The 22,167-nt window shown below is 41.4% G+C and carries 18 protein-coding genes and 1 pseudogene; 1 reads left to right on the forward strand and 18 read right to left on the reverse strand.

All coding sequences use genetic code 11. The annotated features are described in order from the left end of the window. Positions 1–2: 2 nt before the first annotated feature. The 17 genes and pseudogenes from V9W66_RS00975 to V9W66_RS01055 all read right to left on the reverse strand — a co-directional run bounded on the left by V9W66_RS00975 (position 3) and on the right by V9W66_RS01055 (position 20,038). Positions 3–3,359 (reverse strand): HD domain-containing protein, encoded by a 3,357-nt coding sequence (locus V9W66_RS00975; protein WP_144095904.1) that lies wholly within the window; start codon positions 3,357–3,359, stop codon positions 3–5. Continuing rightward, positions 3,340–3,903 (reverse strand): hypothetical protein, encoded by a 564-nt coding sequence (locus V9W66_RS00980; protein WP_144095906.1) that lies wholly within the window; start codon positions 3,901–3,903, stop codon positions 3,340–3,342. Before V9W66_RS00980 ends, V9W66_RS00975 begins: the two co-directional genes overlap by 20 nt. Then, complete coding sequence (locus V9W66_RS00985; RefSeq protein ID WP_144095908.1) at positions 3,893–4,756, reverse strand: hypothetical protein; 864 nt, start codon at positions 4,754–4,756, stop codon at positions 3,893–3,895. Before V9W66_RS00985 ends, V9W66_RS00980 begins: the two co-directional genes overlap by 11 nt. A gap of 80 nt (positions 4,757–4,836) precedes the next feature. Further along, positions 4,837–6,435, reverse strand: coding sequence for an AAA family ATPase (locus V9W66_RS00990; protein ID WP_144095910.1), 1,599 nt, complete (start codon positions 6,433–6,435; stop codon positions 4,837–4,839). A gap of 76 nt (positions 6,436–6,511) precedes the next feature. Beyond that, positions 6,512–6,976: a hypothetical protein gene (locus V9W66_RS00995; RefSeq protein WP_144095912.1), complete on the reverse strand. Its 465-nt coding sequence runs from the start codon at positions 6,974–6,976 to the stop codon at positions 6,512–6,514. A 70-nt stretch (positions 6,977–7,046) separates the two neighbouring features. Then, a pseudogene (locus tag V9W66_RS01000) lies at positions 7,047–7,166 on the reverse strand (DUF3990 domain-containing protein); the annotation flags it as partial. 140 nt (positions 7,167–7,306) lie between these two features. After that, positions 7,307–8,416 carry a hypothetical protein gene (locus V9W66_RS01005; protein ID WP_144100328.1) on the reverse strand — a complete coding sequence of 370 codons (1,110 nt, stop codon included), beginning with the start codon at positions 8,414–8,416 and terminating at the stop codon, positions 7,307–7,309. Between the two features lie 68 nt (positions 8,417–8,484). After that, positions 8,485–9,180 (reverse strand): HIRAN domain-containing protein, encoded by a 696-nt coding sequence (locus V9W66_RS01010; RefSeq protein WP_144092921.1) that lies wholly within the window; start codon positions 9,178–9,180, stop codon positions 8,485–8,487. A gap of 1 nt (position 9,181) precedes the next feature. Continuing rightward, positions 9,182–10,063 (reverse strand): HipA domain-containing protein, encoded by an 882-nt coding sequence (locus V9W66_RS01015; protein ID WP_144092923.1) that lies wholly within the window; start codon positions 10,061–10,063, stop codon positions 9,182–9,184. 398 nt (positions 10,064–10,461) lie between these two features. Next, complete coding sequence (locus V9W66_RS01020) at positions 10,462–13,224, reverse strand: fucose pyrophosphorylase domain-containing protein (protein WP_243121600.1); 2,763 nt, start codon at positions 13,222–13,224, stop codon at positions 10,462–10,464. Between the two features lie 170 nt (positions 13,225–13,394). Then, positions 13,395–13,574: a hypothetical protein gene (locus V9W66_RS01025; RefSeq protein ID WP_144092925.1), complete on the reverse strand. Its 180-nt coding sequence runs from the start codon at positions 13,572–13,574 to the stop codon at positions 13,395–13,397. Between the two features lie 52 nt (positions 13,575–13,626). Beyond that, on the reverse strand, positions 13,627–15,309 hold the full coding sequence (locus tag V9W66_RS01030) for a recombinase family protein (protein ID WP_144092927.1): 1,683 nt from the start codon (positions 15,307–15,309) through the stop codon (positions 13,627–13,629). A gap of 116 nt (positions 15,310–15,425) precedes the next feature. Beyond that, a complete protein-coding gene (locus tag V9W66_RS01035; RefSeq protein WP_117465016.1) occupies positions 15,426–15,692 on the reverse strand; it encodes a DUF6870 family protein in 267 nt (88 codons plus the stop codon). Between the two features lie 433 nt (positions 15,693–16,125). Beyond that, a complete protein-coding gene (locus V9W66_RS01040; RefSeq protein ID WP_117465015.1) occupies positions 16,126–16,536 on the reverse strand; it encodes an RNA polymerase sigma factor in 411 nt (136 codons plus the stop codon). 430 nt (positions 16,537–16,966) lie between these two features. Next, complete coding sequence (locus V9W66_RS01045) at positions 16,967–17,839, reverse strand: hypothetical protein (protein ID WP_243125562.1); 873 nt, start codon at positions 17,837–17,839, stop codon at positions 16,967–16,969. Between the two features lie 131 nt (positions 17,840–17,970). Beyond that, complete coding sequence (locus tag V9W66_RS01050) at positions 17,971–19,383, reverse strand: sensor histidine kinase (RefSeq protein WP_144094112.1); 1,413 nt, start codon at positions 19,381–19,383, stop codon at positions 17,971–17,973. Further along, on the reverse strand, positions 19,367–20,038 hold the full coding sequence (locus tag V9W66_RS01055; protein ID WP_144094111.1) for a response regulator transcription factor: 672 nt from the start codon (positions 20,036–20,038) through the stop codon (positions 19,367–19,369). The genes V9W66_RS01050 and V9W66_RS01055 overlap by 17 nt, the downstream gene beginning before the upstream one ends. A gap of 199 nt (positions 20,039–20,237) precedes the next feature. Here V9W66_RS01055 and V9W66_RS01060 point away from each other — a divergent pair, with 199 nt between their 5' ends. Further along, on the forward strand, positions 20,238–20,594 hold the full coding sequence (locus V9W66_RS01060; RefSeq protein ID WP_144094113.1) for a helix-turn-helix domain-containing protein: 357 nt from the start codon (positions 20,238–20,240) through the stop codon (positions 20,592–20,594). Between the two features lie 205 nt (positions 20,595–20,799). Here V9W66_RS01060 and V9W66_RS01065 read toward each other — a convergent pair whose 3' ends face one another. Continuing rightward, positions 20,800–22,146: a relaxase/mobilization nuclease domain-containing protein gene (locus V9W66_RS01065; RefSeq protein WP_186292800.1), complete on the reverse strand. Its 1,347-nt coding sequence runs from the start codon at positions 22,144–22,146 to the stop codon at positions 20,800–20,802. Between the last annotated feature and the right edge of the window lie 21 nt (positions 22,147–22,167).

The raw sequence follows: 22,167 nt of genomic DNA on the forward strand, positions 1-22,167 counted from the left end.
CATCAACTGTTTTTCTTTTCCAGATAGTTTTTCAGAATTTCAAATTTCTTCTCATCAATTGATTTATTATCACATTGAATTTTTATCTCAATCTCGCATTTGAAATAATTATTCGGATTTTGATTCAGGTATTCTTTTAATGCGGCAAATTCTCTGATCATATAGTTATTTTTCACACAAAACCATTGGCACAAAAAATTACATGTATGCTCCTTTCCTCCGTCACATTCCTTTCCTGCAGTCAGATGCAATTCATTTTTATTCATAGAATTCCAGTCGATTCCGATGTTTTTGCACTTGTTCTGAATTTCACAGCCCGACATCTGTGCCATATTTACTTTTATCACAAAAATCAGTTTTTCCGTAACGGACTTCGGAGTCAGTAAATCTTCTTTTTCTGTTTCATATTCCGTCTCAATCGTGTAATCTTCCGTCAAAAGATGTGAAATCCAGTGAAATGCAGACTCTGTTGACATCTGATCGATATTATGGTTAAGAATCGGTTTGGAAATTCTGTAACTACTCATGTCCAAAACATCTGCAAGACGTAGGAGGATTTTATCAAATTTCAAACTTATCAACTGCTTAGAAGCAACTGATCTTGAACCATAAATATCTCTCTCATCCGCATAATGAGATTCTGCTACTTCCGCAATAAATTCTCTGTCACACGGTTCCATATAACTCATCTCAAACGGCTTTCTGATCTCAGCTGCACTGTCGGCTGCATGTCTATCCCGGACAATTCCTTCAAAATATTCATCCAAAAGTTTATAGCTGTCCAGCATAAATTTCTTTATCTTCAAAATATCCGGTTCTTTTTCCTGTGATTCACATTCTTTTCCGTAAAATTTATATGCAAGCTGATCTGCCTCATCCATATTTACCAGAAATCCATCTTTGGAAGGAATTTTCACCATAGAAATGTCATGCAGATAACAGGCCTGAAACAAAATATAAAAATCAATTGCTGATACCTTGATAAAGTCAATCGCATGGATCAATTTTACAATATTTTGTATCAGCACAATCGCATGTTCCTGGTTATGAAGCGTATAAAAATATAAATGCTTGGATCCATTTTTCCAGACATCACAGGTATATTTGTGTGTCAATATCAGATTATCTATCCGAACCGGATCTTTCACAAAAGAATAAAAAATTTCCACGACTTTCATAACCGTATAATCTATATCTGCTGCATTTTCCGGATCTTTCAGCGAAATTTTGCGATTTCTGAAATTCTCCATCCGGAAATGTCGGTTTCTGAGAAAAAGCAAAATTCTCAGTTCTCCATAGCTTAACGTTTTCCTGCTGTACTTGGCAACCACTGGATTATCCGAAATTTCCACAGCAAACAGATATGAATATATTGTATTCATCACCATACGAATAATCTGTTCTGTATTAGCAGAGACAATTTTCATTTTATTTGTCATGGATTTCGGAAGAAGTTCCGCAAAAATCTCTTCTGTAGATTTTTCTTCCATTTTCAGACAGAATTCTTCTGCAACCCGGTAATGCTTATTTGCATATTTTTGTAGTCTGAAAGCTGCATATTCCTTCAGGCTTTTGTAAGGATCATTATAATTCAGTCTCAGATAGCGTTCTGATAAGCCTGTATTCCACTCTTCGGAAAGCAGTTCTTTATATACCTGTTTCATATAAGAACAGTTCTTATCCGTTTCTCCCATACAAAGCCTATCGATCAGCAGAATATATCCCCGTAATTCCCTGTTTTCTTTTTCATCTGCAATCTGTCTGTACATTCCTACTGCTGCATCCCATATATTATTCCGGTACTGCCCCATAAATTCTTGTAAAATAGCAATTCTATCAGAATCAGAAAATTTCTTCTTGTTTCTGAATCTTTGCAAATTTTTCAGTCCATTTTTCCCGAATATAATACTTCTCAGTTCTTCTTTTTGCTTTTTATATTCTTCTTCCATTGACTCCGGTTCGTGCATTACCGCCAGTCTCATTCGTCTATATTCAAAAAATTTGTAATACCTGTTTAGTTTATCCTGAATCTTTTGAAGGTTTTCTTTTCTTTTTTCAGCATCTTCGGAATTCTTCTCTTTTTCCAGCGTTTTCCAACGCGCACTTACCTGCCTGGCAAGTCTTTCAAATTTCTTTTCCAGATTCCGGTTTTCTTCATCTGAATACATCCTGAAAAAATCATTGCCACCTTGTGAAACCTCCCTGCTGATACATTTCAGATAAAGATCACTTTCATCCAGTGTGTCCAGACGCACATAATTGCTTTTTCCCTCCAGATGCAAGCCAACGCCATAGAGTGAGCTTTTATAAAATCCCTCTGTATTTTCCGGATAGCACAGATCTGAATTTTTGTCTCTGTAAAATTCTTCTGTATTTCGTATTTCAGCATTAATGTGTTTCAGTTTTTCAGTAAATGCATCTCCTTCCTCGGATATCTCATTTGTAAAAATCACAGAATCATCTACATAAAAATATGCAACTCCGGGAAAATCTTTTTTAAGGATTTCATAAATGATCAGCATATAAATATTTCCCAGAAAATAAGATTGTGGAAGTCCCTGTGGAATTCCCCGTACATATCCACAAGTATCCTTTTCATATGAAACACCTGTGCTTCTGTGTTTTGATATTTTACAATATTCTTCCTGCATATCTCTGCTCAGCTCTGTCTCCAGTCTGCAAAAAACCAGCTTATGCAACATTTTTTTTAACAGTACTCTATCATCCTTGTTCAGATATGTTGGTAAATGTCTCATTATATAATCATATACAACCATCGGATCAATTGTCGGAAAGAAATTTTCCAGATCAAGAGACACTTCATATTTATATTCCAACGATGTATGATATTTTTTCAGCGCATCATTCGCTTTCTGATTATAAGTCTGATACTGATTTTTCCAGGTTTTAAATAAATACGCGGGATCTGTCGATACACGATTTCCAAAAAAATTTGCAGGTATCAGTCTGCTCAGATTTGACAGAATCAGCCGACCATCCTCAGTTCTGTCATAAATAAAAAGATGAAGCATGGACACAATCGCAATCTGAGTGATCAAATCCGTTGTATGCAGTGGGCGAAAAACAATTTTACCCCCATCCCCGATTTTTTTCGGTCTGAAATAGACCTTTGCGCTGATGTATTCACCTTCATCCAGGAGCTTTTCTATCCTTTCACGTACCTTCTTTATTGTTGCGTCCATACATTTTTCCGAAAATTTATCTTTCAGACGATGATAGCGAATTTTATCACCTATATCCAGAAGGTTGTAGTCAAATACATAAGACTCCATCGAATAAATCGCATGATATATATTTTCATCCGATAAAAGATATTCTCTATATGCTAATTTTTCCATCCTCATCCTCCCCGGTTTTATCTGGAAAATACTTTTTCAGGAATTCCAAAAACTGTCCTATACTCTCTTCAAATTTCTCCCGGGACATGTTTTTTATATTTATTTTTTCACTGTAAACATATCGCTGCATATTACATAAAACGCTGCACTCTATAAACATTTCATCACTGCATACTCTCTTTATATTTTCCAGACAGCTGATTTTCTCTTGTCTCCAGTCTGTTTCTGTCTCAACCTGCCAGTATCTGTCGATCTTCAGAGTAAGATTCCTTTTACCGCCCACTTTCGTAAACAAAATTTCTACATAAGGATATTTTTCCGCAAAATATCGCAGAAATTCCCAGAATTCATCTGTGAACTTGGGCAAATAGGTCTTGTTATAATAGTACGCTGAATCGGCATGGCTCATATAATCTGAAAAAGCCTTAATTCCATTACTGATTTTTTGCTGGGTACTTATTTTTTCCTCATTTGTGCTGCCAAGACTCTCCCACAGTTCTTTGTATCCCTTCCAGGTTCCCCGAATTTCCCCGTTATTGTCCATCCGTCTTTTCTCCATAGCACATGTCAGAATATACAAGTTTCAAGTAAGCATGAAGATCTTGTTTCCATCCTACATACTTGCTATAATCTTCCTCCCACTGTCCATTATTCATTTTCTGAAGTTCTGATGCAGCCAACATACTGCCCTTTTGTACTCTCTCTTTCAGTTCTTCCTTAGACGCTCTAATCTCCTGTCTGTAATCTGGAAATTTACCTAGCTTTAAAAAATATTTTCCGACCGGTGCATTTCCATTCATATCACGCAGCATTTTCGTTTCTTTTTTATTTAAAGAAACCTGTTTTATCTCCAGTGGCAAAAATGGAGGCAACAAAATTTCTTTTTCATCATAATTAGAATATTCTGAAGATGTTACAATCTTCTGAAAATCCGCATAGGGAATTCCCGGCAGAATATCTACTTCCAGAAGAATCACCTGATTCTTGTTCGAAAAATCATCCTGATAATTCCCTTTTGTACACGAAACAAATGAACCGGTATATCCGTTCTCATAGGCATACAGAGAAGCCTTCCGGTCAACACGTTTCACCCGCACAGGTTCTTCAACCCGATTTTTCCTGCACATCAAAGAAAATACATCTCTGTAAATCTTCAGTGGCTCCTCTATTCTTTCAATAAATGCAGGATTAAGCCTGTGGCCTTCCTTATAGATACGTTCTTTTTCATTCTCATATCCGTCAAAAAGCAGTGCATTCAACGTCCGGTAAGCTTCCGCATCTCCCCACAGTTCATCTGCCATCACGTCACCACTTACTATCATGATTCCTTCTTCTGTCTTTTCACGAATATCCCCACCATAAAATCGCAGCAGATCTATCTCATTTTTCTTTCTCATAATTTTTCCTCAAAGTTCATGATGTTTTTTATCTTGCCTTAATGCTTGCTGCCCCAATAATCCACATCTATCATATAATCTCACGATCTTTTGTTTTTCTCTAATTCCTCAATCACACAATCATGGCTTTTCGTCTTTTTATTATAATTGATTCCAACCAGAAGAACATCCCCTGTATAATCCAAAATAGAATCCGGATACTGTTTTTCCCTGATCTGCTGTAACGCTGTCTGTGCGTTCTGATTCCATTTTAGCTCCACAATCAATGCCGGATAATCATTTTTATATTCCGGCTTTGGAATATAAACAAAATCTGCAAATCCACGTCCTGTTGGCAGTTCCCGCACAGGTCTGAAATAATACTGCATGGTACTCAAATAAGCAATCGTAAGTACACTACTAAGAGAATTTTCATTGTTATATTGAATAACGGAAACATATTTCTCATGAATTTTTTCAATTTTCTCCGCAACAGCTCTGGTATCCAAATCCAGCGTAGCTTCCAGTAATTCTTCCGAAGCTCTGGAAAACTCAAGCATTTCATTCCATTTTTTTCTTCTTACTGCTCTGGATAATTCCTGACGTATTTCCTCATTTGGAACAAACGCCCTATGATGATCCTGATCATATGCAAGATAACCAAGATGTATCAGATATGTCAGTACATCATCCCTGCACGAAAAATGAACCATATCATTCTGAAAAGTCGTCACATCTATTTCTATTGAATCGCCGGAAAGCATCTCAATAATTGCCGCCTTCAATCCATCAAAATCCATATTGATAAGAGGAACAACTGACTCATATGAACCGGTTTCCGACCAATAACTCTGATACTTATTCCATGTAAGAACTTCTACAACAGCTTTGGGGTTATAAACCTGATATTTTTCCAGCAAATAACCATCATACCATCTCTTTACCTTCTGAAAATCTCTGCCATACTTTTCGCAAAGACTGTGCACTTCTTCCTCAGTAAAACCTGTATATTCCGCAAAAATCCTGGAATCCAGCATCGTAAATTCAGAAAAATTATTAAGAGCCGACTGCGTTTTTAACTTCTTGATTGGAAGAATACCCGTCAGAAATGCCAAGGCTATATATTTTGTAGGTTCCGTTCCTTTAAACATCCTGCGAAGAAATCCTATATACTCTTCCTGGATCTTCTGATTCTGTGCTTCATCACGTATCAGGACATCCCATTCATCAATGATCACAACAAAACGATTACCCAATTTTTCATTTATAACAGACATTGCATCCGGAAGCCCTGTCACATTCGCTTCTAAAACATCAGAATATTCCTCCCGCAGCTCCCCTACGATAATGTCCTGAATATTTTTAATAAATCCGTCAATTTTTCCATACGGATCAATAAACCATTGCAGATCAAAATGTATAACATCATATTTATTCAAATATTTATGGAAATTCTCTGCCCTGCCAACATCCAGATTCTTAAACAGACATTCTGAATTACACCCCTTGCTGTAATAAGCAGCTAACATATCAGCCGTCGTTGACTTTCCAAAACGTCTCGGTCTGCTATTGCATATAAAAGCCTGTTTTGTATCAACCACTTTATTGGTATAGGCTAACAGGCCTGTCTTATCCACATATATTTCAGAATTTACCGCTTTTTGAAACGCATAGTTATCAGGATTTACAAATCTGCCCATATGCCATCACCCCGTTTTTCTGCTGATCTCATTATATATAAATCCTATAGAATGTTTCATTTTCATTATAACTAATTTATCTTTGTTTCTCAATCAATAATTCTGCTTCAGTCCATGCATCACAACCCCGTCCGGAATAATCCGGATTCTGATAATACAAATCCGAATTAAAATTTGATATTTCATCGCTGATAAAAGAAGAAAAAATCTTCATTAATTCCTGTACTTCTTTTCCCGTTTCCGCACAGTCTTCTATCATAATACTGTAAAGTTTTCCTATATCAAGATAACTTGGAACATCATATTTGCAATTGGAAATTGTATCAAAATTTCCAGGTGTTATCTTATAATAATCAATTACTTCATCTCTTACCTGTTCAAAGCTAAGACAGTGGTTCACCTCAGCATCTTGCAATAACTTTTTTATTCCTTTTTCCTCTATTTTCCTGACAATATCTCCCCGGTGATTTTGGGTTTCCCTTGCAATGTATTCTATTAATGCACAAACATAGAAATAATCATTTCTTTCCTTATCTGTCATTATAGACCACCTCGCTTTTCACAGAATTCAATCAATTGATTATCGGTTCTCCAGCACCTCGATTCGCCTATCTTATCGCCTGTTCTATATTATTGGTACAATAAAATCCCCACGAAAAACCTTTTGTATATTTTGCTTTCCTTACTTCCGGATATTGAACTATCTGTTTGCTTGCATGATATAACTCCATATTGCCCCACTCCTCTACTGTAATCATATAGCAGACTCTTCTCCCAAATAGTTTCTTATGATTTTTATCGTTTTTTACAAAACGCAAATCTCATATGCGAAAATACCCTTTCGCCCTTATTTATATTCAATATTACACTTTTAAATATCCAAATAAAATTTCGAATATATATATATACAATTAGGACAAACAACCCCAAAACACTTCTTATTGTATGCACATACTGTTTTATTTTTTACAACTATAGAATCTCTATTATAATTTGGTGATATATTCCAACGTGAATTTCCATATCCATTAGGTATCATAAGTGTTGACATTCCATCTATTCTTCTTCTGAAAGAATGATAATATGAATTCGTTCCATGATGTGGAACCTTAACTATATCATAATGAGGATGCATTTCAACATTATTATCTCGATTCTTTTCTATAAATGACCAATTTCTTTTTTTTCCAAAGTCTCCTGTAAAAATAACATTTCTGTTTCCTTGATGACAATTTTGAAAAACTATACTTATATAATTGCCAAATTTTGTTAGTTTATATTGAATGTTGTTATCATAATTGCCTTTATATAATTTCTCAAATTCTGTCTGTACCTTAAGAAGTCGTTCTTGTAACTCCGTAAATTGAGTTTCATAGTTCTCCATAACTCCATCTCTACTATAAGAAAGAACTATACTATTTAATTGACTAGCTATGCTTATAATTTCTTTTAAAATTTTCTTATTTAACTTGTCTTGTAATTTTTCAAATATTTCCAACGCTTTCTTAGCGACATAATCCTTCTTAGGCCACAAAGCAATATACTGGTTATTATGAAATTTTATATTACGAGAAATAAAATAAATACGACTATGTCTAGTACAAATGCTTTTTAGAAAATTAATTATTGTATTATTTTCACTAATGACACTTCTTGTAAAAATCTCTCTAAGTAATGTTAATCCAGTAACCTGAACACTTTCGGGCATATCCCACACATCACTGATATAGACATTTTCAAATCTATGCTCAGAATTAGCAGCCATATAAATAACTCCATTAAAATGATCATCATGATAATGCGTCAAAAGAAAATCCTTCTTTTCTCCCATATCCGAAATAATTTGATCAAATCTCTTTACTTTTTCAATTCCTTTCCAAGAAGAAGCATGAATACCAAAATCTATATATAAATCTACTTGATTGTCCTCTCTTAAACGGAAGCAATCACCAAAACCACATTCATACATCCTGACGTTCAAAATTTGATTTTCTCCTTGTATATAAGTTATTATCTAAATATAATATATCGTCTACACTGCGCCATATATTATACTCCCGCCACAGAAACCTCTATTTTAATACATTCATCACAATTACTATTTTTATCCACACACAAAATCTTTCCTTTTTTCATTCGTTTTTCTTTAAGAAATGTAGCAAATGCCTCCGAATAATATCTGGGAACATAACCAATTAACTTCTCTCTTTGATCATATGCCTGTACAGCATTTTTATCGTACAAATTATCTGGTTCCCACACAAAATTTATTTCTTCGCCAGGTACAACTTCCACTGCTTCACAGCAATTGTCTCCGTTACATCCCAGATAATGTCTCACGCCAGCCAGATAAAAACTCTTTTTAAATTCCTGCGAGAAATTCAAAATTGGATCAATAAACTGCAAATTATCAATTGGCAATTTTGCTCCACTTCTTTTTAATAACTCGTAAGAATCATATTGTTCCAGACCATATCTTTTCAAAATTTTATTAATATCTTTTCTTTTTCTATCAGGCAGTCTACTAGAAAACACCGGAAAAAGCTCCTGGCTTTTGTAAACACGATTTGTGTCCTTAAAAGAAATTAACGGAGAAAATCCCTCTTTCACAGCTTCGTTAAATTCTTCGCAATAGCAGAATTCATACTGACCATTTTTGGAAAGCTGCCCTACAATATATTGCCTTCTGTTTGAAGAGCATTTCCAAATCAAATACAAATAATCTTTACCATCTTTTACTGACATTTCATGTCTCCCTTTCCAAATATATCTGTTTTAGCATATCGCATTTATCCAATAAATACCGAGTAATCAAGCTTTTTTTATCGTCTGACAATTCCGATGCAGAATACACTTTCAAAATATTACAAATTTTATCTTTTCCTATCTGGGTAAATATCTGTTCAGAAAATTCTCTAAAAATTGAAAAATAATATTCTTTTACATATTTCATAACAGACAAATGTGTCGGTGGCTTTTTTTCAAAAAATGTACAACGTATTCTTGATCTGGATTTTGTATCAACCAATGCACGCCACCTGTTTTCATCTTTTCCCAAATAACTTTTTACCATCTCTTCTGAAATATAAGCACATAGCGAAGAACCATTGTCGTACAATGGTGACCATCTTAATTTATCGTTTTCCAAAATCATTGCCCAATTGCTCTGATGTCTATCTGAATTTCCAATCAAATAATCAAACATTAACATTTTTATAAAGTCATCACAAGATCTATATTTTTCTATGACTTCTACTATCATTTCAATAGAATATCTTCGCTTTGTCCTACAATCTATGAGATTATCTGGATCATACTCAGGATAAATATTTGTAATAAAACTAACTCCTTCAATAAGAACCTGTTCTGAATTCTCAATTATATTGTAGCTCATAGATCCCTCACGTCCCTTATAAGATCCTACTTCAAATTTGGCACATGGTATATCAAGCAAACCAGCAATTTGACAGGCAATACATTCCGAAATATGATCGGTTGTCTGAATATCCTTCTTAAATTTAAATAACCCGGTTTTTCCATTCTCCATATTCTGAAGCCATATTTTCTCACTACGACCGCTACCTTCTGAGCTTCCTTCATACTCCTGCCAGTCAGAAAAATCTTTCATTGCATCCTTCCTACTACACTAAATATATTTCACGATATAAATTCATCTTTTCATTCCGTATCCTTATTTGATAAAATTATACACTATTTTGTTATCATTGAACAGCTGTTATTTCTGTCTATAGCAATTCTATAGTAATGACAATACCCAGGCAGTATATATTTTATCAAATTAACTTGTTAAAGTTTCTGCTTATTTTTTTACCTGGTGTTTCCTCAACACCAGGTAATTTTTCATACCCGTTTTCCTCTCGAAAACGTTTTTTTAATTTCGCCAGTTTATAATTCTGAATCCATCCCATGTACATGCTTAAGAATATCATCATATCTTCCCAATGATCTTTGCATCACACTGATTGCAGGACTATTCTCCAGTCCATAGACACAAACGCTACACCCCTACCACACAAGCCTGCAATCCGCCACACAAACTAAACTATCCATAAACACATTATTCAGATGCTCTTCCACTTCCTGTTTCAAAACACCCTTCTTCAGAATCACCTGGAGGAAACCACCTCCACCGGCGCCACAGACAAGTTTACCGTCAATCAGATCTTCAATACTGCTGAAAATCTGCTCGATCAGAGTATTACTGCTTCCTGCATCAACCTTCTTGCTCAGCTCCCAGTGATAATCCAGAAGCTTCGCAAAACCATCCACATTGCCACGTTCCAGCTCAAAACGCATCAGCGCAGCTGTCTTCTGAATCTCCTCCAGTGCAAAAAGACTGTCCGGTTCATTTCCCACATAACGGCCAACCACATCTCTGAGAAGATTTCTTGCAAGACGCCTCTGCCCGGTATAAATAAGAACAAATCTTTCATCCAGTTCCCGCTTCGTCTCCTCCGGAATCTCCACATGTGTCACTTTGATCTTCTGCTCCAGCCCCGGCATAGAAGTAATATATTTCAGACCCGGTGTAATACCTCCCACCTGATCCTGCCATCCGCCACCGGTAGACATGATCTGCTCCATAGCCAGCACATGCGAATACAGATCCTCTTCCGTATATGCAATACCCATAAACTCAAATACAGCTTTCACACAAGCCGCGGAAAGAATCGATGAAGTACCAAGTCCGGAACCTTTTGGCACATTCGTCACTTCAGAGTGCATTACAAAACCATCACCAAGACGCTTCAGTATCTCAGACAGCTCATGCCCTTCCCTCGGAATGATTCCGCAGGCCAGAAGACACGCCTTCTGCAGTGCAAACGGATCAAACGGATCACCCGTCATCTGTAACGGTTCGATCGTATCAAACTCACCGTGAACATCCATATCCCTGCTGTCAAAAATTACTTTCAGATCATCAATCCGCTCCAGTGTAACTTCCACCGGTTTTTCACCGTTCAGAAGAATCGCAACATTCAGTACCGTACCACCGTTTTCGTTACAATACGGAGGAGTATCACTCCAGCCGCCACCCCAGTTCACACGCAGAGGAAGTTTCACGGTATGACGCTCACTCACGATCCTGGACTTCTCGTTATAAACCAGATTCTTTATCGTAGATTCCAGAACTTCACTCTGGATTGTCTGGAAACACTTCTGAATCTCATTTTCATCATCCAGAACCATGCCCAGGTAATAATGAAGACGCATTTTTTCACTGAAATCCGCTTTTTTAAGCCGCTTTCTGACCCATTCTTTCTGAATCTTGGTCAGCAAATGTCTCTTTCCGATCTGATCCACTGGAACCTGATTATGAATAGCCTTTGCGATCTCATCCATAGCCACAAGATCTTCCATGCGTCTGTTCCATGCAATAATCGCATCCGGATCCGCATCATTAAAACCTGCACAAAGCGATTTGTGAGAAACAGCATTCCAGGAATCCCTGTCAAAAACCTTCTCACCGGTTACAGCAGCATATAATTCCAGAGAAGCATCTACCGCCTCCTGAATCGTATCTGCCTCCGCATACAAATTTGCCGACCATAATGTATGTGGCTGGTTCTCCCAGAATTTCACATCAAAATTCCGCTCAAGCTCATCCAGATCTCTGCCAAACAGCAGGTTCTCTTTCGGATTATCATTCACTCCGAAAATACGCACAATGAACCTTCCATCCCTCTGCTTCAGCCCATGCAGCACAATTCCGTCCGGAATGATCCGGTCCTGGATGTCTATGTAAGAAAGCACACAACGGTCACCTATTTTTGAATTTCCATGAACATAGGAAACTTCCAGGTAGCAGTCACTTCCGACAGAAGCCTTGCTACTCAGAACACTGTTATATCCCGCTGCATTATTTCGGATACTGCTGCCCACCAGACGGCTCCATCCAAGATCACTGTATTCATTCACTCCGCCACTCATCAACGCCAGAATCTCTCTGGTAGTACCAAAATGAATAAATTTCGCAGGCGACAGACGAAGAAGCTTCATGCGGTACGGCCGCAATACTTTCCAGACACGCTCCCTCGCTTCCGTCAGTTCCTCGCAGAATTCACCTTCCGGTTTTTCCTGATAAAAATCCTCAAGCGTAGAATCCTCAGCCAGCGGATACAGAATATCTGCATAAAGCGAAAGTCTCGTCTTTTCATTTACATGCCTGTCATAATCTTCCTCAGTGGCAATCAGAGAATACAACGATCTCATCATATCCGTGCTGAAGATCAGAGCACCCGTATCAATATCCACACAGTCCAATTCATTGACAGCTCCGACTTCCCGTAATACTTCCACAGACTTCTTCTGAAGACAGCACTTCACATTGCCGTTTTCACCATTCAGATACACGCCGTGATTCTTACCCGTCTCCACATTCTCTTTAAAAGAAATCGCCGCTGCACCCACATTGTTATAATCAATCTGAAGCGGATTAAACAACAGCAGAACATCTCCCGACAGCAAAACCATACCCTCACGAATCCTGGACGGAACAGAACTCATGCTGATCATAAACTCATCAAACAATGTAGAGTTACGTCCATTCGGAAGTTTATGCGGAACCGGCGAAAAAAACTTGCCCAGGGCAGAATACTGTGGGACGCGCTTGCTGTCTCCACCGGAATGGATCACCAGCACACGAAGCCCTTCAAAATCCTCTTCCTGTTCATGAAGATATTTAAGCACTTCCAGAGTCGCGCCACCGGAACCAACTCTCTTACCGCCACGATCAGGAATTGCAACAAATTTCGTACCTGCCGGCAAAAATTTCTTTCTTTCATCGATCTGCTTGCGAAAACCCTCCGCCTGCTGTTCATTTGAAGCAGTCAGAATTACCTAATCCCATTTTGGAAAATTTCGAAGTTTCAGTGATCTGTTGTAGTCATCCCAGCAATCCTGATAGGCCTGGGATAAAAATAATGAATATAAGTTTTTCATGGTTTTCCTTTCGTGTTTTGTTTAATCTCTATAATATCAACTAATTCATCTTTTGAAGAATTATAAAATTGACTTGCATCATTGGAAATCAGAACAGAAAATGATAATGCAGCTTCCATAAACAGAATTACTTCCACTATCAATTTGTTTTCGGAATCTGGATGTATCATAATCATATGATTAGCGCCTATTAGGAAAACACACTGTCAAAGGGGTTCGTAGCGGGGGTTAGCCCGCTACTGTGGTATCTTCCGTAGTGTTGATTTCAATGTACTCGGCAATCTTGCGGAGCTCGTCAGCAAATTTGAATTTCACGCTGATATTGCCGTTTTCATAGACCTTGATATAGTCCACAAGTTCAACCAAGATTTCACGGTTGAGGGCTTCAATGTTCTGATACTTCATAAAGGCTACCAGTGCAGGATGCTCGTTGTCCACACCGTTTGCCAGTTCTGCGCGTTCAGCGTTCAGCCGGGTAAGCACCGCGGAAATATCAGAAGTCTGCCGTTCGTAGTCAGCCTTCATATCCCGGTATTCCTGCTGGGTGATTTCACCGTCTTTCCAGTCCTGATAAAGAGATTGCTTGTAGCGTGTTATCTTTGTCAGTTCCCGCTCTTTTGCAGCTATCAGATCGTCCAGTCGGTAAGACTGGCTTTTTTTGATTGGAGCGGAATTGATCTGCGTGACGATTTCCGAGTAGGAAACAGCCAAATGTACCTGATGCTGTACAGCGAACAAAACAGCGGCCTCCAGCCGTTCATGCTTGATTGAGTGCATGGTGCAGGCTGTCCGGGAACGGTTCTTGTAGGTTGAGCAAGAATAATATACATTGTTGTTCTTGCCAACGCATCGGGTAATGGCCCGCCCGCAATCGGCACATTTCAGAAAGCCGCTGAATAAATGTACCTCACGGCCTTTCGGGGAAGTACGGGTATCACGCTGTAAGAGAGCCTGTACCTTGTCGAAAGTTTCATAGTCGATAATGGCCTCATGCGTTCCAGCCACTTCCACCCATTCCTCGCGTGGAACAGCTTCAATCTGGTGTACCTTGTAGCTTTTCACCCGGCTTCGGCCTTGGGCTAAATCCCCGGTGTAGGTCGGATTGGTAAGAATGGAGTGGATCATGCGGACTCCCCACATAGGATCGTCATACCCTCTTGTCGAAACAGGCAAGCCCTTTTGTACCTTGTAAGCCGAGGGGCTCGGTACGCCGTGTTCGTTCAGGTACAGCGCGATAGCACGTTTTGATGACCCTTGAATAAGCATTGTGAAAATGAGTTTGACATTTTCAGCAGCATCGGGATCAACAATCAGCCTGTGCTTGTCCTTTGGGTGCTTTACATAGCCGTAAGGAGCAAATGCTCCGATATACTGGCCGTTGCGCCGTTTGTAATCAAATACCTGCCGGATCTTTTTGGAAGTCTGATAGCAGTAATTATCGTTCATCACGTTTGTAATGGGAACGATGATATTTGAAATGCTGTCGGGGTTCTTGTAGCTGTCCACATTCTCAGCAAGGCTGATAAAGCGAACACCCATTTGAACAAACAGGTTATCGATCAAACTTCCGGCATCGCTATAATTTCGTGCGAAGCGGGACAGGTCTTTTACTACCACGCAGTTAATTTTTCCGCTCATTACATCGGAAAGGAGCCGCTGGAAGTTCTCCCGGTTGGCGTCCGTTCCTGTGTGTCCATCGTCTACATATTCGGAAACACTTTCAAATTCTCCGATATGCTTCTGGTAAAAGTCATTGAGCAGATCACGCTGGTTGATGACGCTGTTGCTGTCGTCCTTTCCCTTTTTCAAGTCCTCCTTGGAGAGCCGGATGTATGCGCCCAGCCGCCAGCGGCGGACGGTATAAGAGGGAGAGAAACTCTGTTGCAATCCTCTGTTTTTTGTTCGTGCCATTGTTCCTCCTTCCCTATCACATTACATCTATATTATACCTCTGCTCGGGCGGGACAACAAGGATGCCTCCGCCTCGGGACACTTTGTCTCAAAGTAGAAACGGGCCATAACCGAAGTTACAGCCCGCTTTTTTGCCGGAGAAGGAAGTCCGTCAGCGTGTCCTGCAAGGACGGCCCGCTTTCCGCAAATTCAATTTTTACACCGATCCCGCCGATGCAAAAGCAGTATGGATTTTCTACCGCCTGCAAAAACAGAGCGATCCGCTCCTCCCGGGGGAGAGAGGTGTCAAAGATCATACCGCTCACATCCGGCAGGGACTCGGGAGCCACTGCGCCGATGTCAACGCTTTTCATTTGTTCCAGTTCCTTTGCCGTTAATCTCACGGTAAAACCTCCTTATCAAAAATAGGATACGCCTCCCGCATATCATGGGGAAACGCAAGAGGGCAGCACCCAAACGATGCTGCCCTCTTGCCTCACTCCATGTAAGTATAAAATAGAGAACGCCGCTCCCATTTTCTTGCCCTGTCCAAAGACAACCATGCTCAAAGCGGCGTTCCCTCGCAGATAAGAGGACAGCCCGGAGGGACAAGCGGCCAGCCTGTCCTATGCCGGATCGTGGCCGTGGGGCGGCCCGGCCCAGTTGCGGCGTTGGTGTTGTTCGCTCGTTCTTCCGAAGAAAAAGTCACAGCGCACCCGCCACCCGGCTCCCCGGACTATGCCCGGGGCCGCCGCTGTTTATCTGCGAAAAGAAGAATATCTTCTTTCATAAACCGAGACATTTTTTCATCATTTCCAAGTGGGGAAAATGAAAAAATCAAAAAGTTTTTTTCATACGCTCAAGGCCACGCTTGATCGACTGGCGAACAGACTCCTCATGTACGCCCTCGGCCTCGGCAATTTCCTTGATGCTCTTTCCAAGAATGATGTGGGCATCAATCCTGCGGCCCTGGATCTCCGGCAAAGAGTTGAGTGCGTTCCACAGACGGATGAACAGCTCCATGCGCTCCAGAAGCTCCTGGGGCGTTGGCTCATGCAGGCAGGCGGAATATTCGATCCCGTCATCGCAGTCCAGAGAATACTGCGCCTTATGCCGGGAGAGCCGCCGCTGGTAGGCCATTTCGTGCCGGGCATCGGACACAAACACTTCGGCTACCTCGTCAGAAACCTCAATAAACTGATCCTGTGTGTACCAATAATAAAAATCCTTCAGATTGATTGTAGTCATAAATAAACCTCCGTTTCGGTGTTGGGTGGATGAGTGACCGAAACGGGGCTCGGTGGGGAGCGGCATCCCGGGGAGCCGCCCCGCACCTCGGGACAATTTGTCTCGAAGTACAAAAAAGCGCCCGCACAGCAAGACGCTATGCAGACGCATGAAATTACATTATCATAATTGTACTGATATATTGTACCTTCATAGTCAGACTGTCCCGGAGGGGGAGCTACGCTTTTTTTAGCTGGTGAAGGTCATGGGAATTGTGAGAAAGTAAGATGGACACGGCGACACCCTCCTATGGGCCGCCGTGGGGTTACTGAATATCCAAAGAGAAACGGCGGCTCTGAAAATTGAGCCGCCGTTTCAAATAGGCGTATTGATAGGCTGCTGTACGACGGCTTTTTTTCTTTTGCCGTCGTGCGGCAGTTAAATGCTTTGTTTAGTTATGGCTTGCATTACCTATGGGCTGATTTCCAGACATTCCGGCCTGTGTATGCTCGTCAAATTCCTCTTGACTGTATTTCTCGATGCCAGTTAATGTTCCGTGATGTTCGCTGTTCAAGTGGCCGTAATCACGAACGGTATAAATGTCTATTGTGCCAACACCACTTCCAAGCGTTCTCATTTCGCCTCGGAATTTTCCGCTGGTGAGGCTTTCACCATTAGAAGTGAGAACATCCCGGAAATAGCGGACTTCCTCACCATTGAAATACCACTGATCTTTTTCGGCATCATAGGTTACTCCAAATGCCTCATACTCTGCAACGAGCTTTGCAGTTTCGCTATCTTCAAGCGGCGTTCCTGCCATAGCAACGGATGTGCTGTTTTTCAACGCCTCAATATCCCGTGCGTCAAATTCCTGCTGGGTAAACTCTTTTAAGCCAATCAGCTTACCCGCCGGATCAACGGAACCGTCAGCCGCTTTTGAAAAGCTCTCTAAATCCCGTACAGCATACACATCTACTGTGCCATTCTCATTTAGAAAATCAATACCGGCGGTTTCATTGTTACCGATGGGATAATAGTCCTCAAACCAGCGAACCAAATTCCCGTTATAGGTAAGTTCATCTTTGACCGCATCATAGGTCATCCCATATTGTTCATAAGGTGCAAACATTTTTTCTTTGTCTGCGGCGGAGAGTGCCGAACTGTCCTCGCTGTTTCCCAGCGCCTCAGAGCCGCCAAGAGGTTGACTGATTTCTTCCTTGATAACGGGATTACCTTGTTCCTGGCTGTTCTGTGGTGTCGTGCTGCATCCGGCCAAACAGCCTAACAAGAGCATGGACGCAGCGCATAATACCATTCGTTTCATAGTGTTTACCAATCCTTTCTTTGAATGTACCCCAAGTATAGCAAAGCATTTTGGGATACCTTTGGGATTAGTTTGTGATTTATGTGTAGTTAAAAAAAGCGGCAGGTTGTTCACCTGCCGCTGATTGTCCGCTAAATCGTGAAGAAGAATTTAACACCGTTTTCTGTGTTGCAAGCCTCACAATAGCTGTTATGTTGTTGTAAAATTCTTTGAACCATATAAAGCCCTAAGCCGCTGCCGCCTGTTCTTCTACTGCGGGATTGCTCCATACGATAAAAAGCGTCAAACAATTTGGGAATATCATCTTCGGGTATATGTGTACCTGTGTTCTCTACAGAGAACAAAAAGCGTCCGTTGGTATTTTGTAAAATAATATCAACGCTTGCTCCATGCGGCGAATACTTTATGGCATTTGAAATCAAATTGGAGAACACCTTTTCAATCAGCAATTTGTTCCCATTGATAAAAGCGGGAGACTGTATAGCAAGATGTATTTGCAGCTCTTTTGTTGCCACTAAATCATCAATCTCCCTCAAATAGCCATGTATCATGGGAGCGCAATCAAAATGCTCCATTTTGAAATCGACATTGGTTTCCAGCCTTGAAATCGTTAATATTTCCTGCACCATCGTTTCAAGCGTAGCCGCAACTTCCAAGGATCGGGCAAGATACTTTTCGTGGTCTTTATATGCCCCTATACCCAATAGCATCCCCTCTAATTGACCCTTGATAATGGTGATAGGGGTTTTCAGTTCATGAGAAGCGGAAGAAAAGAAATCCTGTTGTGCCCGTTCCAGCGCCTTTTGATGTTCAATATCCTTTTGGAGCTGGAGATTTGCACTTTGCAACTCCTCCAAGGTAGCAGATAGTTTCCGGGACAGCGTATTCAAGCTATTCTCCAGTACACCCAGCTCGTCAGAACGGCGTTCCTCAAGTTGCCATTCCAGCCGCATATCAGACATTTCTTTAGAAATCCGACTGATTTTTAATACCGGGTTTGTAATGATACGAGAATACCCCCAAGCGGTTGCCAACGATACAAGGAGAATAACGCAAAACAAAATCGGTAATACGCTTACAAATGATTGCCGCAGTTCTGCGATTTGAGAGGCTTCTCCATAAACTGTTAAAATATATTGGCTATTATCATCTGCAAATGAGAAGTAATAGCTGTTGGATATAATCGGCGCACTTTCATAAGATGTTCCGCCAAGAGCCTCCCCGGTGATCCCATCGTAAAAGTCATTTTGGTTAGACGGTGTTTCCATCAGAACACCATCAGCAGTATAAAGTTCCACCATGCTAATCGTTGTGTTTTGAAGAAACTGGTCAAAAAGTCCGCCGCTATCCTGCATACGGATATGTTCTAATTCATAAATAAAGTCGCTTGTCTGTTCATCTAATGCCGCATTGAGATTGTTAGAATAGGTTTGAGGCATATACCAAGCCAAAACGCCATAGACAAGGAAGCTCACGCAGAGCAAAACTGCCACAGTCAGAATAAAGACTTTAGCAAACAGACTGCCTTTAATTCTCTTTATCAACTTTATATCCCACCCCTCTGATCGTTTGAATGAAATCTATTCCCAATTTTTTTCGTAGATTTTTGATATGGGTATCAACAACACGCTCGTCCCCATAAAAATCATATCGCCACAGCTTATCCAACAAGTTCTGCCGGGTCAATATCCGGCCCTGATGGGTCAGCAGTTCCCGCAATATTTCAAATTCCTTTTGCGTCAGTTCATAAGTAACTCCGTCCACGGTGGCGGTGTAGTTGTCACAATTCAAAAGCAAATTGCCATAAGTAATGATTTGATACTTTTCATCTGTTCCCCGGTTACTGCGCCGAAGTACAGCCGCAATTTTGCGGAGCAGGACAGGCATAGAAAACGGTTTTGTGATGTAGTCATCCACCTGCAAATCCAATCCTTTAATCTGATCTTCTTCTCCGCTTAATGCGGTTAGCATAATGATGGGAACATCAGATTGCTTGCGTATCAATTCACAGACACCGTAACCGTCAATTTTGGGGAGCATAATGTCCAATACAATCAAGTCATATCGTTGGCCTGCAAATAAAGAGAGTGCCTCGACACCATCATTTGCAACAGCTACTTCATATCCTGCTTCTTGTAAAAAATTCTGTAAAAGTTCTTGAATATCAAAATCGTCCTCAACGACTAAAATCCTTTGCATAATAACACCTCCAAAGATAGCGTATCATAGATTTTTGTGATTAAAGTGTAGTTTTCAATTTTTCTTTCTGTTATTATACCTTGTCCGTGTAACATCGGCAACCTTGCCGACGGGCAATAAAATACTACTAAAACATAAAATTGTGTTTCGTTCTCATAGTCAAACCCGAAATGTAAAATAATATAGGGGTGATATGAGAATGTACCAAGACACCAGACGGCTTGACTTCCACGCATTAGGCCGGGAGATCAAGCGCAAGAGAGAGGCGAAAGGCTGGACACAGGAATACCTTGCACAGCTCGTAGACCGTACCCCTCGTTCCATCATGTATTTTGAGAACCGGGGCCAGCATCCAAGCCTGAACACCTTTTACCAAATCGTCACCCTGTTGGATATTTCCGTAGACCAGTTCTTTTATCCTGACAGGCAGAACGGCGAAAGCGACTGCCGCCAGCATATTGACAGGCTGCTCAATACAATGGACGAAAAGGAATTGACGGTCATGGAGGCCACAGCAGAGGGACTACAAAAAGCCAGCGAAACGGAGGTCAAGTAAAAAGGGCCTTCGTTTTTCTCGTTTTTAGAGGGCTTTTCGGGGGTGCCGCTAAATGGCAAGCAATTCGGGTGTGGCCACACTCCGAAATTTTTGCAGGGCGCAGGGCCCGCAAAAATGCTTGTTGGGGAGCTCCCCAAACCCGCTGTACTTCGGGACAAATTGTCCCAAAGTCCCGGTGCGTTGCACCGTAGTCTGCGGCCCGTCACTATCGTTCCTGGGCCTTATTTTCACGCTCGTCTGTTATGCCGAGCAGATGATCAATGTTCGCTTTTATTGCCACGGCCTCCCGCATTTGCCGCTGGGCATCCCGGTATTCTGCATAAAGCTCTTTCTTTTGTCCCGCCAGCTCACGGCGGGATTTTTTTAGTGCTTCAATCTTAGGGAGCTTTGCGCCGTTCAGTATGGTGTTCATGGTATCCTTTGCCGCCCGGTAAGTGGCAAGCTCTGCTTCATGCTGGGCCAGATACTTTTTGCTGTACCGCGCAGCCTTGTACCCATCGAACACCGGGCGGGTCTTGGCATAGTCCACCGTGGCAGCCATCAGCTCCGAGGTTTTGGAAAGGGCCTCCTCCGTTGTGCGGAGCTCGTCAGACAGCTTGTGAAAGTGATCCACCGCAGCCTCGGTGCTGGCCGTCAGCGCCGCATAGTCTGTCAGATGATGCTCCTGCAAATACTGGAGCGCGGCAGCCATCTGTTTTAGGTTGTAGACCTTGGCCCATCGTTCATAGGCCGGGCCTTTGCCCTGGGCCATACGCTCTTGAATGTCGATGATAAGATTAACTCGCCGTGGCGGAACCGTGGGCTCCTCTGGTAGTTCAGGGAGCGGACGTTCCCCAGCAATTACCGCCTTGATGTCCTCCGGGTCAAATCCGGCTCCCAGTGTAGAAGCCCGGAGCCGGGTTGATTTTTCCTGTCCGGGCGCAAGGAATGAGATGACACCGCCGCGCCCCTGTTTTACGGCAAAGCCGGACTCCTCCATGAGACGAAGAAAGTCGGCAAAGTCCGTGGGCTTTTTCTCCAAAGCGGCGAGAATAGCCAGACGTACCCGCTGCTTGGCAGAGGGCGGCTTTTCCCCGATCCACTGGCCATAGTGGAGAAAGCGGCCCTTGCTGTGCTGGCGCGGATTTTGGATAACAGACAATTCATGTTCGATGCACACGCGGTCAGAGAGCCGCCGCAGGGCAAAGGACGAACCAATGAAATTATGAAATTTCCGGGAGCGGTCAAAGGCCGTCGCATTGAAATAAATGTGATTGTGGATATGGGCCTTGTCGGTATGCGTACAGACGAAGAACTGATACTTTCCCTTTGTCCAGCGCATCGCCGTTTCATAGCCGATACGGTTTGCTTCTTCCGCCGTAACCTCCCCGGGCAGGAACGCCTGCCGGATCTGAAAGAACAGGGCCCCGCGGGATACGGCCCGGCCTGTCTCTGCAAGGTATTGACTTTTTACCAAAAGAAACTCGGCGGGGGCCGTGTTCGGATCGCAGAGATAGGAAGATACGGCTCCCAGCTTTTCCGGGTTCAGGCCATAGGTGAAACGATCCTCCATCGTTTGAATTGCACTTTTTCC

This window comes from Blautia massiliensis (ex Durand et al. 2017), assembly GCF_051861785.1.
Lineage (GTDB): Bacteria > Bacillota > Clostridia > Lachnospirales > Lachnospiraceae > Blautia_A > Blautia_A luti_A.